Origin of the sequence: Roseateles sp. YR242 (genome assembly GCF_900109745.1) — a bacterium.
GTDB lineage: Bacteria > Pseudomonadota > Gammaproteobacteria > Burkholderiales > Burkholderiaceae_C > Roseateles.
The window spans coordinates 84,098-98,364 of the sequence record NZ_FOAV01000018.1 but is presented as its reverse complement, the minus strand read 5'-3'; the positions used below and the strand labels follow the sequence as shown (position 1 = coordinate 98,364).

The window sequence follows — 14,267 nt, the reverse complement described above, 5'->3', positions numbered from 1 at the left end:
CGACAGGGGTTCGCAATACCTGTCCATTCGATACAGCGAGCGCTTGGCCGAAGCCGGCATTGAGCCATCAGTGGGCTCCAAGGGCGACAGCTACGACAACGCCCTGGCCGAGACCATCAACGGGCTCTACAAAGCTGAGGTGATCCACCGGCGCGGACCGTGGAAGACCAAGCAGGCGGTGGAACTGGCAACGCTGGAATGGGTAGCTTGGTTCAACCACCACCGATTGATGGAGCCGCTGGGCTACATCCCGCCGGCCGAGTTCGAGGCCAACTACCATCGACAACGCGCTGGTCAGGCCGCGACCGTCTGACTTAAACCAACAGGCCTCCGCGATTGCCGGGGCGGTTCATGAACGCAGATTTAGTCCTTCATACCTCGGCAACCATGGTCCTCGGTCTTGACAAGGTCAAGGCGATGACGCCTGAGGGGATGCGAGCTCGAATCGTAGGCACTCTCGCGATGCCCACCGCTCCGGGGTGCTCCGCCAAAGGACGCCGCTACTTCGCGCTAACACCCGCCGGCGCAGAGGCCGCCTTGGATGCAGCCTCAACTGCCGCCGCTTGGGCCGTGCCAACTGGTTGAGTCAGCTTGTAGGTCTCGATCAGTTTCTCAAACAGCGGTCTCACCTCGGACTGGCTCAGAGCTCCGTTCATGTAGAACTGGCATAGGGTGAACAGTCCTGTCCTGAAGGCGTCAAGCGGCGCATTGCGGGCCGAGAGAACGGTGACCGACGTCTCCAGCTTGTCCTTCAGGCTTACCTCATCACCCTTGACCTTCAGAGTTCCCTCCCAGTCAGCCTTGAGGCCTGTGGCAGTGTCGGGCGGTGGTTCTGCACAAAACATCGGGTGCCTGTCGCTGGACGTGGCAACGACGATCGTGCGTCGGTCGGCAGACAACGAGACTGTTGACATAGTCTCCCTGATGCTGTCCTCAACGACGGGGCGGTTGAAGAACGCCCCCAACTGAGAGGCACAACCAACGTTCAACGTCGCTGCGGCACACGCAGCCAGGAATGGGGCCCTCATTCGAGTCTCCCAAGACACGGTCAGTGAATCATCTTCTCGGAGAGTGCGAGATCGCATCCCCAACTCTGATGACCCGAAGCGCCTCTGGGGCGACACGCAACTGACTTTCGGCGGAGCGAGTCGAGCGCCAGCAAAGTAGCCTTGTCTGACGTTTGCGCTGCAGCCCGACGCTCGCTTGGACTTGGGCCGCGTCACGTCGGCTTTCAGGCGTTGCCTCGATCGACCGCTCCTGACCCTGAAGCGGCAGCGGCACCGTCATCGCAGCCAAATCAATCACCCCCTGGCGGGTCCTCATCGCTTTCGGTTAGAGTCACTCCCGGCCCGGCACCACCGCCAGGCCACGTCGCTCGGACGGTTCCGGGCGCTGACGTGATATCTGCCAAATGACCACATCCTCTTCTGCCACCGGCAGCAAGCGGCGCTTCGCGCGCATCGATCGCCTTCCTCCCTACGTCTTCAACATCACGGCCGAGCTCAAGCTCGCCGCCCGCCGGCGTGGGGAAGACATCATCGACATGAGCATGGGCAACCCGGATGGCCCCACGCCACCGCACATCGTCGCCAAGCTCAATGAGGTGTCCCAGCGCCCCGACACCCACGGCTACTCGGCCTCCAAGGGCATCCCCCGCCTGCGCCGCGCCATTGCCCACTGGTACGGCAAGCGTTATGGCGTGGACATCAACCCGGACACCGAGGCCATCGTCACCATCGGCTCCAAGGAGGGTCTCTCGCACCTGATGCTCGCCACGCTCGACCGTGGCGACACCGTCCTGGTGCCGGACCCCAGCTACCCCATCCACATCTACGGCGCCGTCATCGCCGGCGCCGATATCCGGGCCATTCCCGTCTCCAGCGAGGTCGACTTCTTCGCTGAGCTGGAGAAGACCATCCGCGGCAGCTATCCCAAGCCCAAGATGATGGTGTTCGGCTTTCCGTCCAACCCCACCGCGCAGTGCGTGGATCTGGGCTTCTTTGAACGCGTGGTGGCCCTGGCCCGCAAGCACGACATCCTGGTGGTGCACGACCTGGCCTATGCCGACATCGTCTACGACGGCTACGTGGCCCCCTCCATCATGCAGGTGCCCGGCGCCAAGGACGTGGCAGTGGAGTTCTTCACCCTCAGCAAGAGCTACAACATGGCCGGCTGGCGCATGGGCTTCATGGTGGGCAATGCGGACCTGGTGGCAGCGCTGGCCCGCATCAAGAGCTATCACGACTACGGCACCTTCACCCCGCTGCAGGTGGCCGCCATCGCCGCACTGGAAGGCGACCAGCAATGCGTGAAGGACATCGCCGCGAGCTACCAGCGCCGTCGGGACGTCCTTCACAAAGGCCTCATCGAAGCCGGCTGGCCGGTGGAAAAACCCAAGGCCAGCATGTACATCTGGGCGCCCATCCCGGAACACTACCGGGCCCTGGGCTCACTCGAGTTCGCTCGCCTGCTGCTGGAAAAGGCCAAGGTGTGCGTCTCCCCCGGCATCGGCTTCGGCGACCAGGGCGACGGCCATGTTCGCTTTGCGCTGATCGAAAACGAATCACGCATCCGCCAGGCCGTGCGCGGCATCAAGGCAATGTTCAAGGCGGATGGCGTGACCCCATGACGGTCTGACCGCCTGATCGCCTGACCGTTTGCAGCGGCGGTACCGGCACGTGGTACTGCCACGCAGTGCTCACGCCGGCACCGTGTAATCGTTCTGCGTCACCAGGTCGATGCCGCAGGCCAGCGTCTGGACCCAGTCGATGAACTGCTGCACGGCCGGCCCCTGCATCGGCGCGCCGTGCTGCGGGACGATCATCCTGATCGGCAGCGTACGGACCATTTCCGCCCACAGCCGTAGCACCTTCGCGCTCACCATGTAGCGCTTGTGGAAGGCCTGCATCGAGGGAATGTGCGGCGCCAGATCGGTGATCGTGGTCCCCGGGTCCACACCGATGGAGACCCCCAGGTCGCCGGAGAACAGGATGCGGCTGGTGGGGTCCCAGAACTGGAAATTGCCCTCTGAATGCATGAAGTGCGCCGGCAGGGCCACCAGCTCGCACTGGCCCACCTTGATGCGCATGCCGCGGTCTGGCACTCCGATGACGCGCCCGGTGGTCTTGCCTGGCTTGCAGAAGTGGGGAATGAAGCGCTCCCAGATGCGCGAGATGTAGACCGGCGCTGTGGTGGCCGTCATCCACCGGTCCAGCGACGCAATGATGTCAGGGTCTGCATGCGAAGCCAGGATGGCGGACAGCTTGTGCGGGGGAAAACAGGCGGTGACGCCCAGATACAGCTCGCTGTAGGCGAGATTGCCGCCCGGATCAATGAGGGCGCCGGTCTCGTGATCGACGATCAGGAATTGGTTGGCTTGTACGCCGTCGTCATGACCGAAGTCAGAAAACATGAGGCAACGGTGATGACCGTTGTTGAAGAGTTCAATGGCCAAGGGGGCTCCGCAGGATTCAGTCTCGACACCTTAGATCGCGTGACAACTGATCGCAGCGGGCGAGATGCGCGGAATTTGATTAATGCCAAATCAAATTGCATCTGTTTGCGAACCAGATGCAAGCGCACGCTGGCCGAGGGCGCGGGGTCACCTCGGCCGCGAGGAGTGATGCAGAGGTTCCCTAAGCGCGCCGGCCTCGTCCGGCCGCTTTGGCGGCATAGACCGCCGCGTCCGCACGGTGGATGAGGCCCGCCCATCCGTCCCGGGCCCCCAGGGCGATACCCACACTGGCACCGACGGCGAGCCGGTGCGACCCCACCTCAAACGGTTGGTGCGCCGCCGCCAGGACCTTGTCGGCCACCAGATCAGCGCTTTCGCGGGAACGAACCCCTGTCAGCACGATGACAAACTCGTCGCCACCGATGCGGGCCACCAGATCAGAGGGGCGCACCTGGCTGCGAATCCGTTCGGCAAACGCCTTGAGCAGCGCGTCGCCCACCGGATGACCATAGGTGTCATTGACCGGCTTGAACCGATCCAGGTCGATGTAGAGCAGCGCCACGCCGTCGGTGTCGTTGACTTCCTGCTTCGCCACGAAAGACTCAAAACCCTGACGGTTGGCGAGGCCGGTCAGCGCATCGCGCTCGCTGATACGAATCAGGTTGCTCTCGCGCTGCTTGTGCACGCTGATGTCGCGGACCACGGTGACCAGGCCGTCCTGCGCCCCACCGGCTTCACGCAACGGAATGAAGTTGACCTGGACGTGTCGCAGTACATCGTTCAGGCTGGATTCGGCTTCGTAGCTGACCGCCTCGCCCGCCATGGCTTTTTCCATCCACGGCCGTGCGGTCTCCTGCTCCTGCGGCGGCAACTGGTCTTCCAGGCGCTGCCCGAGCAAGGCCTCCCGCGGGCGGCCAATCCAGCGCTCAAACGCGGTGTTCACAAATCGGTGGCGCCCTTGGGCATCGATCACGGCGATGAAGTCCGGCAGCGCCTCTGCCACCGAACTCAGCGTCTGCTGCTGGCGGTGCAGTTCCACCCGCGCGGCGACTTCGCTGGAGATGTCCCGCATCAACGATGAATAACGCGCAATCCGGCCCTGGGTATCCCGGTGCGCCAGCACCATGTGGCTGACCGGCGTGACGCCCGAGGCCACCACCACCGTGCTCTCGCCCAACCAGGCCTTGCCTGCCGCGACCTGCGGCACGATCTCCTGCTGGTAACGCGCCACCGTCTCCGGCGTGTTGAACTCCAGGAAGGTGCGGCGGGAGACGTCCTCATCCATCCCCACCCCCACGGCTCGGCGCACGGCCGGGTTCATGTAGGTGATCCGGCCCTGGCGGTCCGCCTGGACCACATAGTCCGGCGTGGTCTCGAAGATTTCGGTCAGCACCCGCAACGCATCCTCGGAGGCCTTGCGTTCGGTAATGTCGATGGAGACCTTGAACACGCCCACCACCAACCCCTGCTTATTGAGGTCGGGCATCAGCTGGCAGTCGGTGACCCGGGTCTGGCCGTCATAGGTCTCGGCATGCTCAAAGCGCTGCTCATGGCCCAACAGTGCCGCAGCCAGCGGCGCGGCGGTCACCACCAGGGTGGCTTCGTCGAGCAGTTCGGTGCGGCGCCGGCCGATGATGCGCTCCCTGGGGAGCCCCAGCCGCTCACACGCCCCACGATTGGCGAAGCGGTAGCGCCCCTCCCGGTCGAAGTAGGCGATCCGCACCGGCAGATGGTCGGTGATGCTGCGGATGAACTGTTCACTGCTGGCAATGCGGTGCTCGGATTCCTGACGCAGCGCCACCTGCTCCTGCAACTCCTGCTCGCGCAGTGCCAGGGCCTCGGCCATGGTGTTGAAGCGGTGCGCCAGGGCGCCCAGCTCGTTGTTGTCGGAGAGCGTGGTGCGGGCCGTCAAGTCGCCCGCGGCCAGCGCCTCGGTCAGTGCCTCCAAGCGCGCCAGCGGTCGCAGCACCTTGGCAGCCACCAGGACGCCCAGCAATTGGGCCAGCAGCGCCAGGGCCGCCAGCCCGAACAGCGCCGCCCGCATGAACAGGCGCTCGCTCCGGTTCTGGGCCTCCGACGCCTGCACCGACCAGCGGAAGATGTCGTCGGAAAGGGTCTGGGCGCTGATCAGCAATTGATCGACCATGAGCGCCTGCTTGCGCTCCGTCAGGTCGGACTCCGGCAAGGCCTGCGTGGCCACGAAGCGCTCAAAGCGCTGCCCCAACTCCTGGATGGCTTGGCGCACCAGCTGGATCTCGGAACTGGGCATGAGCGAGCTGTCCTCGGCCACCACCGCCTCCAGCGTCTGGCGCTTGAGTTCCCACTGCAGCGCCGTGCTGCTGCTCCAGGTGCGCGCGTATTCCTGCGTGAGCGGCAGCAGCGCGCCCACCTCGCGCGCCGCGGTACGCGCCCGTTCCTGTTCACGCGCCGCGATCTCTCGGCCGTGAGCCGCCGTCCACACCCCCTGGCCCACGCCCGCCGTCAGCACCACGACCAGCACGGCGGTGATTCTTAGCAGGTGACGGATCTTCATGGCTTCAACCCGATCGCCACGGCCTGCGCCTTGGCCTTGCGCAACGGTTCGCTGTCTACCAGCGAGGGGTAGTCCGGCTGGTTGGCAGAGATCACATGCCCTTCGCGAACAGCCCAACGGCCCGCACTCTCCAGCGACTTGATGAGACTGGCGTCCAGGTTGAGACGGAACTGCAGCCCGGCAAAGATGCGGCTTGCCGCAGCGGCGTCCAGTTGCAGGCGCTGCTGCAGCACCTCCCTGGCCTTGGCGGGTTCGCGCTGGATAAAGGCGATGGCCCGGTCCAGCCCGCGCAAAAGCCGCACGTCATCATCTGCTGCGCCCTTCCCTTGGCCGCGCGTGGCGACGATGGTGAACGTCGCCCTGTAGCCGGACTGGTTGGGGACCACCCCGGCACCGGGGCCCGCGGCCGCCAGGGCCTGGCTGGCATAGGGCTCCCACACGGCTGCGGCGTCCAGTTGGCCAGCGGCCAGCATGCGCGCGGCGTCCTCCGGCTGAATCTGGATCTGGCGCACGGCACGCGGGTCCACATCGTGGGTCAGCAACAGCGCGTCAAAGAAATACTGGCTGCCGGTGGCGGGCACGACACCCACCCGCAGGCCCACCAGTTGCTTGGGTGCGTTGACCTCGCTGCTCCGGCGCAAGATCAGCCGCAACTCGTCCTGCGAGCTGGCAAAGGCCGCCAACACACGCCAGTTGCGGTCACGGAAGGCTGCCAGCGAGACAAGAATGTCGGAGGCGGTGGCAAAGTCCGCGCGGCCCTCCTGCACCTGACGCATGCAACGTTGCCCACCCAGGCAGTCGGCCACGATCAGGTCCAGGCCCTCGTCACGGAAGAAGCCCTGCTGCAAGGCGACATAGAACGGCAAGGCCATCGGCGTGCGGGACACGGCGATGGTGCGGCTGGCCGCCTCCGCCGCGCCGACGGTCGGCGAGCACAAGCCGGCGCCCAGGAGGACACCGAGCAGAAGAGCCTGGAGACGACGTAACGGTAAGTGACGCATGGAACAGGAGCCTGGAGCACAGGTTGAAAGGTCATGCCAGGTGGGCGACTTCCCCCACCCTAGTCGCGAAGATCGTCAAACGCTGTCAGGCCCTTGCCTACAGGTTGAGGAGGTGTGACAGATGCCACAACGTGGTGATGAATCAGAACGTGGCCCATTCCTCGTCGTTGATGTCAGCCATGGCAACCGGGGCGGGTGCACGCGCAGGGGCCGGTGCGCGAGCAGCTGCAGGCGAAGCCGCCTTGGGCTTGGGAGGCTTGGCTGAGCGCACTGCGGTGGGCGCTGCGGCCGGTGCTGGCGTGACCGATTTCGGTGTGACCGGCTTCGGCGCGTTGCCGCGACCGGCTGTGAATGTGGAGGACACTGGCGAGATCGAGGAGACGGCGGAAGCGGAAGAGACAGCAGCCGCCGTCACCGCCTTGGCCGCCGGGGTGGCCGCCAGACCGGCCGGGGCCACCACAGGTGTGTGGCCAGGCAGTGACGTCACCGACTCATTGCCGGTACGGAACACCGCAATCGCCGCGACCATCTGTTCAGCCTGGCGCTGCATGCTGGAGGCAGCGGCGGCGCTTTCTTCCACCAGCGCGGCGTTTTGCTGCGTGGCACGGTCCATCTTGGTCACGGCAGAACCCACCTGCGTCACGCCGGTGCTCTGCTCCACGCTGGCGGCGGTGATCTCGCCCATGATGTCGGTCACCCGATGGATGGCGGCCACCACGTCCTGCATGGTGCTGCCGGCATGGTCCACCAGCGACGAGCCTTCCGCCACGCGGTCCACGCTCGTGCCGATCAGGGTCTTGATCTCCTTGGCCGCCTGGGCCGAGCGCCCGGCGAGATTGCGCACCTCGGCGGCCACCACGGCAAAGCCTCGGCCCTGCTCACCGGCCCGTGCGGCCTCCACAGCGGCGTTCAGCGCGAGGATGTTGGTCTGGAAGGCGATGCTGTCGATCACGCCGATGATGTCGGCGATGCGGCGGCTGCTGTCGTTAATGCCCTTCATGGTCTCGACCACGCGGGCCACCACATCGCCGCCCTTGGTGGCCACCTCGCTGGCGCCCTGGGCCAGTTGATTGGCCTGGCGCGCGTTGTCGGCGTTCTGCCGCACGGTGGCGCTGAGCTGCTCCATCGACGCTGCGGTTTCTTCCAGCGTCGAGGCCTGTTCCTCGGTGCGGTTGGAGAGATCGTTGTTGCCCTGGGCGATCTCGGCACTGGCCGAGGCGATGTTCGCGGCGGAACTGCGCACCTGCAGGATCAGATCCAGCAGTTGCTGCTGCATGCGGCCCATGGAGGCCAGAACGCTGCCGGCCGGGGCCTGAGCGGCACCTTCCACCGGACGCAGGTCGCCACCGGCCACACGGCCGGCCACCTCGCCCAGCACGGCAGGCTCGGTCCCCAGCGACGCCACCAGCCGGCGGGTGATCACCCAGCCCAGCACGGAAGCGCCCACCACGGCCAGGCCGCAGAACAGCAGCATCCAGCGGCGCTGCGTCACATAGGCTTCGGCCGAGTCGGCTTCGATGGCCTCGCCCTCGGCGGTGACGTTCCTGGAATAGTCCTGCAGCACATTCAGCAGCGAGGCCAGCAGGGGCCGGCACTCGCGCGTCATCAGATCCATCGCTTCGTCGCGATGGCCGATGGACGCCAGGTCCACGATACGGGCGGCCACCGGGCTGTACTTGGCTTCCACTTCCAGGATGCGCGCCACTTGTTCGCGTTCCTTGTCCGACACGTTCGCGGGCTCGACCTCGCGTTTGAGCTGGGCCAACAACTCACCCAGCGAGCGGTGCGCGTCCAGCGCCATGTTTTTGGAGGCCGCGATATCGGCATCGGTCTTGACGATCACCATGTCCCGCACCCCGATGGCGCGGCGGTTGGTCATCACGCGGGCTTCCAGCACCAGCTCGCGACGGGCAGAGGCGCCATTGAGGTAGTCGGTGAAACGCTTGTTGACCGCCCCCATGCCGTAGAGGCCCCAGGCGCTGATCAGCAGGACGGTGGCGACAAGCGCGGAGAAGGCAAAAGCAAGCTGCTGCCTGACAGACAGTCCATTCATGGTCGTACTCGGTAAGACGAAGGAGAAGGGAGGAAGCCCGGCGCGAGCGCGGGGCGGAATGCCTGCCAGGGGTCTCACCGAAGCACATCCGGGTAGGAAGTGATCGGGGGAAAAGCAGTTGCAATCTGATAGAGATGCTAGTTTTGATTGAAAAAATTACCAACCGCCCGGCGCTCGTGGTCCGTGATGGAGTCGTGGCTCGCCCCTCGCTGCCCCCCCGACTGAGGGGGTAACGGGGTGTAAGCCCGGGCGATCGAGGCGCCGAACCAGCGGCAGGCCGCTGCGGGGCGAGCACCGCTCAGTTTCAGGAGGGTTCGGTCAAGAAAATGAGTTGAAGCGTGCCGTCGTTCTCGCCCCCGTCCGACCGACTTGCTCCCCCCTCGTTTGAGTGGTCGACAATGGCGGGCTGAACCTGAAGGAAGTTGTCGGATGGGCCAAACAGCTTGTTTCAAAAATGGTCCGCTCCGAAACAAGCGCGGGCAAGCGGATACAGACAATTCGCGACCGCGCGACTTGATACTCCGCCCTTTTCAAGCCTCCCCGCCTCCGATCCGCGCTGCGTGTTGTCCGAGTGACCAAGCTTCGGGGTTTTCGATAGCGCCCCTGTGAGCCTGACCGCAAAGATGGATGCCGTCCCCCTTCCCAGCGACTGGATTGAAGCCTGCCGCCCCGATCTCGTGGTGGCGGCTGCTGAATGGGTGAGCGCGACCGGTGCCGCACTGGACCGCGCGCAGAACCGCGCCGACAGCGTCGGCGAAGCCAACCGCCTCTTTCATGTGCAGCGCGCCCTGGACCGCTGGCAGCACAGTGCACCCGACCGCATCGTCGGTCTGCTGCTGTCCAGCATGGACGAACGCTGTACCGAACCGCGCTACGCCGCCAGCCAGCCGCCCCTGCTGCCCAGCGAGATGGAACTCGTGGATGACGACGTGGTGAGCGAGAGCATCGGCATCTCCCGCCTGGTGACCGGCATCTTTGCCGAGGCCGAATGGGAGATCCGCACGGTGGAGCGTGCGCTCTCCGGCAGCGCGGGCGACTTTTCCGTGCGCTCCAACCCGTTCCACCCCGAAGCGATTGCCCGGACGGTGTGGAAGCTGGCCGAGGACCTGGGCCTGCAGCGTGAAGAGCGCGCCGCCTGCCTGCGCGTCTCGCTGGAGGCCACCACCGCCTTTGCCAAGACGGCCTACGCCAATCTCTCCGCCTGGCTGCATACCCAGACGGCGGCGGAGCCGCTGTCCATCAAGCGCCAGGCCTCGGCCGTCTACAACGCCATTCCGGTGGACGTGCTGGCCGGGCAAGGGGACGAGCCGCTCGCGCTGGAGCTCGAACCCATGCACGGCCGCCCGTTCGAGGCCGGCGGTGCCCCACGCGCTGGCTCGCCCAAGGCCGACGGGGAGGTGGTGTTCTCCCGCCTGATCCGCAGCATCGAGGACATCCTGGCGGATGTGCGGTTGACCCATGAGCTGCGGCGCGTCCTGAGCGGCCTGCACATGGGGGTGCTGCGATTTGCCTTTGGCACACCGTCGGCGCTGTATTCGGCGCAGCACGGCATGTGGGACATCAGCGGCGCGCTGGTGCAATATGCCCTCAACCACTGCATCAAGGATCGTGTGGCGCATGACGACTTCGTGCTGTTCGCCGATCACACCATCCAGGGCCTGCTCCAGATGGAGGTGGGCCGGCTGCATGAGTTGGAGAAGAAGCTCACCCGTATCCAGCGCTACCTGAAGGAACGGCCGGCCGAGCTGGTGGAAAGCCGCCGCCATGCCTCGCTGCAGTTCGCACGGCTGGAAGAGCGCCGCCACAAGATCCGCAGCGTCTCCATCAACCGGCACCGCGAGCGCATCAATGCCGCCATTGCGCCGATGGAGATCCCGTTCCGCCTGCGTCAGTTCCTGCTGGTGGACTGGTCGGAAGCCCTCACCCATACCGAAGCCGCCGAAGGTGCGAAGTCGCCCGCGTACGCGGAACTCTGGGGCGCAGTGGACCGCATGGTGAAGGCCGTCCAGAAGGACACCCTCACCGCCGATCCGGCCAGCCTTCAGGAGAAGGTGGAGTTGCTCAAGATCCTGGAGCGGGGCATCGGCTGCGTGGCCGTGCCCAGCGTCGAGAAATACGAACTCACCGAGATTCTGGACCGCACCGGCATGATCTCGCGCGAGGGCGAGGAGTGGTCGGACAGCGACGTGGGCGGCCTGGACAGTGCCCTGCCCCCGCCACCGCCCGCACCCGCCCGGCACCGCAAGGACTTCTGGGGCGGCCAGGCAGCCGGCACGCAGTGGTCCAACACGGTCTCCACCACCGTCGGCTTCACCACCGCGATGCCGACCTCGGATGCCGAGCACTGCGTGAACACCTTGCAGGAAGACGATCTCATCGAGCTTTTCCTGGCCGGCACCTGGGTGGAGGTGCGCCTCATCGAGCTGGCGGAAGACGGACAGATCTTCCTCTTCGAGGGCGAGACCGACGGCGGCGGCACCCATCAACTGACACGGCGGGCGCTGTTGCGCCTGTTCCGTGAAGGCCTAGCTACCCCGATCTGAAGCCGGCAGCCATGCGTAGCGAACACCCCGTGTCGGAAGACGTCATCGAACGCAACGCCAGCATCCGCTTGCTGGGCGAGGCGGAGTGCCGAACGGAAGACGGCACCGTCACACGCATCACCGATGCGCGGGTGGCGACGCTGCTGGCCATGGTGGCCCTGGAAGGCGGCATTCCGCGCACCCGTGCGGCCGATCTGTTCTGGCCGCAATCCGGCAGCACGGCCCGCACCAACCTGCGGGTGCTGCTGCACCGCATCCAGAAGACCTTTGACCTGAAGCTCTTCACCTCCGGGGACGTCATCGAGCTGTCGCCCCACATCACCGTGGACCTGCATGCGCCGGACAGCCGATGGGTGCAGGGCTGCCTGGAATCCGGGCCGCTGGGCCTGCGGTTGCTGTCCAGCCTGGAGTTGCCGGAAGGCCTGACCGAGGCTGGCGCCTGGCTGGCCGCCGCGCGGGGCCAGGTCGAGCAGCGGCTCACCCGCAGCCTGATCGCCTGGTTCGAACGTGCCGGCGAGGCCGGGGACCTCAGCCAGGCCATGGCGCTGGCCGAGGTGCTCATCGGCCTGAATCCGTTGAGCGAGGTCGGTTACCAGGAACTGATGAAGGCGCTGGTAGCCAAGGGCGACCGCTCCGCCGCGCTGGCCGTGTTCGAACGCTGCCGCAAGGAACTGCACGAGCAGCTCGGCACCCACCCCAGCCGTACGACGGTGGAGCTGCACCGGCAGATCCTGCGCTCCCGGGCCGAAGGTCAGACGGACGCCGCAGCGGCGCGGCTGGTCCAGCGCGAGGCGGAGATCGAGCAGATCACCAGCGCCATCAGCCGGCGGCGCATTGTCATCGTCGAGGGCCCCAGTGGCATGGGCAAGTCGGCCCTGCTGCGGCATGTGGCCAACGAGCGCGGCGACATCTACTGGCGCATCACCGAGCACGACAGTGCGCGGCCTTTTGCCACCTTCCACCGCGCGGCCGTCCACCTGATCGAACGGGCGCGCGCCCGGCCGGACCACAACCCGGACGACCTGGCGGTGGCGGAACGCTTCCTGGAGCGGCTGGGACCCTCCGCAGCGCGGGACAGCCGGGACAGCCGGGACAACCTGACGCCAGGCAGCACACGCTCCCTGGTGCAATCCGCGATCGACATCATTCAGCTCACCAAGCCTGGCCGGAACTTCGCCATCATGGTGGACGATCTGCACCTGTGTGATGACGAGAGCCTGGAAGTGCTCTCGACCATGATCACCGACAGCGGCGAACTGATGCCCTGGTGCGACTTCGTGCTGGCCTACCGCCCGATGCGGGCCCGCCGCCGGGTACGGGCGCTGTGCGAGAAGCTGGCCGCCTCCGGCCGCCTGAAGCTGGTGCAGCCAGCGGCGCTGACCGCCGCTTCGGTGCACCGCATGCTGGCCGAAGACGGCATGCCGCTCCCCGCTCCGCTGGTGGACGAGGCTGTGCGTCTCAGTGGCGGCACCCCGGCCATCCTGATGGGCCTGCTGCAGGCCTGCCACGACCACGGCGGCCTGGACGGCATGCCAACGCCCGCCATGCGCTCCATGCTGCTGCAGCGGCTGAACTCCTGCAGCTCCACCGCCGAAGGCGTGGCCCGACTGGCGAGCGTGGCTGGTGCCAGTTTCTCGGTGCGCATGGCCTCGGACATCACCGGGCTGTCCTCCTGGCGCGTGGCCGAGAAATGGAATGAACTGCTGCTGGCCGGCGTGTTCGACGCCAAAGGCTTTGCGGTCCCGCTGCTGGAAACCGTGGTGTATGAATCGGTGCCGGAAACGGTGCGCCAGTTCATGCACGGGGAAGTGGCCGCCGTGCTGGAGCGCCATGGCGCCACGGCAGGCGAACTGGCTCACCACTGGCGCATGGCCAGCGACATGACACGCGCGGCCGCTTATGAGCGCAAGTTGGCCGGTCAACCCGGCTCGGTGCCTGAAACGCCGGGGCCGGGCGACGGTTCAACGCTGGGTTGAAGGCCGGTTCCGCTCAGGCGGAGGCCGGTTCCGCTCAGGCGGAGGCCGGCTCCGCGAGCCACTGGGCCTCGTGATCCATGGGCACGGTGTCCATGAACACGGTGTCGCGCCAGGTGGGCGGCATGGCAGCGGCGCGGTCCTGTGCATCCAGCGGTGCCACGGCGGGGCTGTCCAGCGCCGCGTCTCCGGCAGCCAGAACGGCCTCCACCCGGGAGCGGCGCTGCTGCAGATGCCGGTCTAGCTGAAGCCGCAGCACATCCAGCGTGGGCGAATGGCGCGCCGCCACCTCCAGCTGCCTCATGGCCACATCCAGCGTACGGGCTGGCAGGCGGGAGAACGGGTCGTCGCTGCTCGTTGAACAGGCGAATTCCAACAACACCAGATGGGCATGCCGGGCTCTGAGCGCCGGCTTCGCATCCAGCGCCTCCCGCAACGCATTCAACTGCACGGGCACTGCCCGAGCCACCGGAACCGCTGGAGCCGCCGGAGGGGGCGTTTCAAGCGGCGCGCGGGTGGTGGAAAACGCCTGCGTGTGCGCTGCGGCAGACGGTTTGGCCGAGAGTCCGATGGACCGCGCGATCACACGGCCGAAGGAGCGGCACCAGGACGTCGTCTGGATGTCTTTCATGGGGCAGGAAGCGTCAGCGGGAGGAAAAAAGCAGCAGCCGTAAGTGTCGGTAACAGCCGTTTCACCAGCGTTTCGTGAC

At 66.2% G+C, this 14,267-nt stretch carries 10 protein-coding genes; 4 read left to right on the top strand and 6 right to left on the bottom strand.

The annotated features are described in order from the left end of the window. A partial coding sequence (locus BMY53_RS23315) for an integrase core domain-containing protein (protein ID WP_143074208.1) occupies window positions 1-313 on the top strand: 313 nt, incomplete at its 5' end. 187 nt (window positions 314-500) lie between these two features. On the opposite strand, the gene BMY53_RS23310 is transcribed toward BMY53_RS23315, so the two are convergent. Beyond that, window positions 501-1,028 (bottom strand): hypothetical protein, encoded by a 528-nt coding sequence (locus tag BMY53_RS23310; RefSeq protein ID WP_218151292.1) that lies wholly within the window; start codon window positions 1,026-1,028, stop codon window positions 501-503. 383 nt (window positions 1,029-1,411) lie between these two features. On the opposite strand from BMY53_RS23310, the gene alaC reads away from it, so the two are divergent. Further along, entirely contained in the window at window positions 1,412-2,629 is a 1,218-nt protein-coding gene (gene alaC, locus BMY53_RS23305) for an alanine transaminase (protein ID WP_092949208.1), read from the top strand. A 69-nt stretch (window positions 2,630-2,698) separates the two neighbouring features. Here the strand turns inward: alaC and BMY53_RS23300 are convergent, their stop codons facing one another. The 4 genes from BMY53_RS23300 to BMY53_RS26760 form a co-directional block, all read right to left on the bottom strand. Continuing rightward, window positions 2,699-3,454 (bottom strand): oxygen-binding di-iron domain-containing protein, encoded by a 756-nt coding sequence (locus tag BMY53_RS23300; protein WP_177201018.1) that lies wholly within the window; start codon window positions 3,452-3,454, stop codon window positions 2,699-2,701. A gap of 181 nt (window positions 3,455-3,635) precedes the next feature. Beyond that, complete coding sequence (locus tag BMY53_RS23295) at window positions 3,636-5,987, bottom strand: PAS domain-containing protein (RefSeq protein WP_092949206.1); 2,352 nt, start codon at window positions 5,985-5,987, stop codon at window positions 3,636-3,638. Next, window positions 5,984-6,925 (bottom strand): ABC transporter substrate-binding protein, encoded by a 942-nt coding sequence (locus tag BMY53_RS23290; protein WP_177201017.1) that lies wholly within the window; start codon window positions 6,923-6,925, stop codon window positions 5,984-5,986. Before BMY53_RS23290 ends, BMY53_RS23295 begins: the two co-directional genes overlap by 4 nt. Before the next feature lie 205 nt (window positions 6,926-7,130). Beyond that, window positions 7,131-9,041, bottom strand: coding sequence for a methyl-accepting chemotaxis protein (locus tag BMY53_RS26760; protein WP_092949202.1), 1,911 nt, complete (start codon window positions 9,039-9,041; stop codon window positions 7,131-7,133). A gap of 623 nt (window positions 9,042-9,664) precedes the next feature. On the opposite strand from BMY53_RS26760, the gene BMY53_RS23280 reads away from it, so the two are divergent. Together BMY53_RS23280 and BMY53_RS23275 are read left to right on the top strand one after the other, a co-directional pair. Further along, the gene (locus BMY53_RS23280) at window positions 9,665-11,584 is read left to right on the top strand and encodes a DUF1631 family protein (protein WP_092949200.1); all 1,920 of its coding nucleotides are present in this window, start codon (window positions 9,665-9,667) and stop codon (window positions 11,582-11,584) included. 11 nt (window positions 11,585-11,595) lie between these two features. Further along, window positions 11,596-13,560, top strand: a complete 1,965-nt coding sequence (locus BMY53_RS23275) for an ATP-binding protein (protein WP_092949198.1) — start codon at window positions 11,596-11,598, stop codon at window positions 13,558-13,560. A gap of 34 nt (window positions 13,561-13,594) precedes the next feature. Here BMY53_RS23275 and BMY53_RS23270 read toward each other — a convergent pair whose 3' ends face one another. Next, entirely contained in the window at window positions 13,595-14,188 is a 594-nt protein-coding gene (locus BMY53_RS23270; protein ID WP_143074206.1) for a hypothetical protein, read from the bottom strand. Window positions 14,189-14,267: the final 79 nt, after the last annotated feature.

What these genes read in the sequence shown, in the direction of transcription:
- BMY53_RS23280 (WP_092949200.1), top strand. Translation starts at nt 9,665, where the DNA reads ATGGATGCCGTCCCCCTTCCCAGCGACTGGATTGAAGCCTGCCGCCCC.
- BMY53_RS23275 (WP_092949198.1), top strand. Translation starts at nt 11,596, where the DNA reads ATGCGTAGCGAACACCCCGTGTCGGAAGACGTCATCGAACGCAACGCC.
- BMY53_RS23270 (WP_143074206.1), bottom strand. Translation starts at nt 14,188, where the DNA reads ATGAAAGACATCCAGACGACGTCCTGGTGCCGCTCCTTCGGCCGTGTG.
- BMY53_RS23295 (WP_092949206.1), bottom strand. Translation starts at nt 5,987, where the DNA reads ATGAAGATCCGTCACCTGCTAAGAATCACCGCCGTGCTGGTCGTGGTG.
- BMY53_RS23310 (WP_218151292.1), bottom strand. Translation starts at nt 1,028, where the DNA reads ATGAGGGCCCCATTCCTGGCTGCGTGTGCCGCAGCGACGTTGAACGTT.
- alaC (WP_092949208.1), top strand. Translation starts at nt 1,412, where the DNA reads ATGACCACATCCTCTTCTGCCACCGGCAGCAAGCGGCGCTTCGCGCGC.
- BMY53_RS26760 (WP_092949202.1), bottom strand. Translation starts at nt 9,041, where the DNA reads ATGAATGGACTGTCTGTCAGGCAGCAGCTTGCTTTTGCCTTCTCCGCG.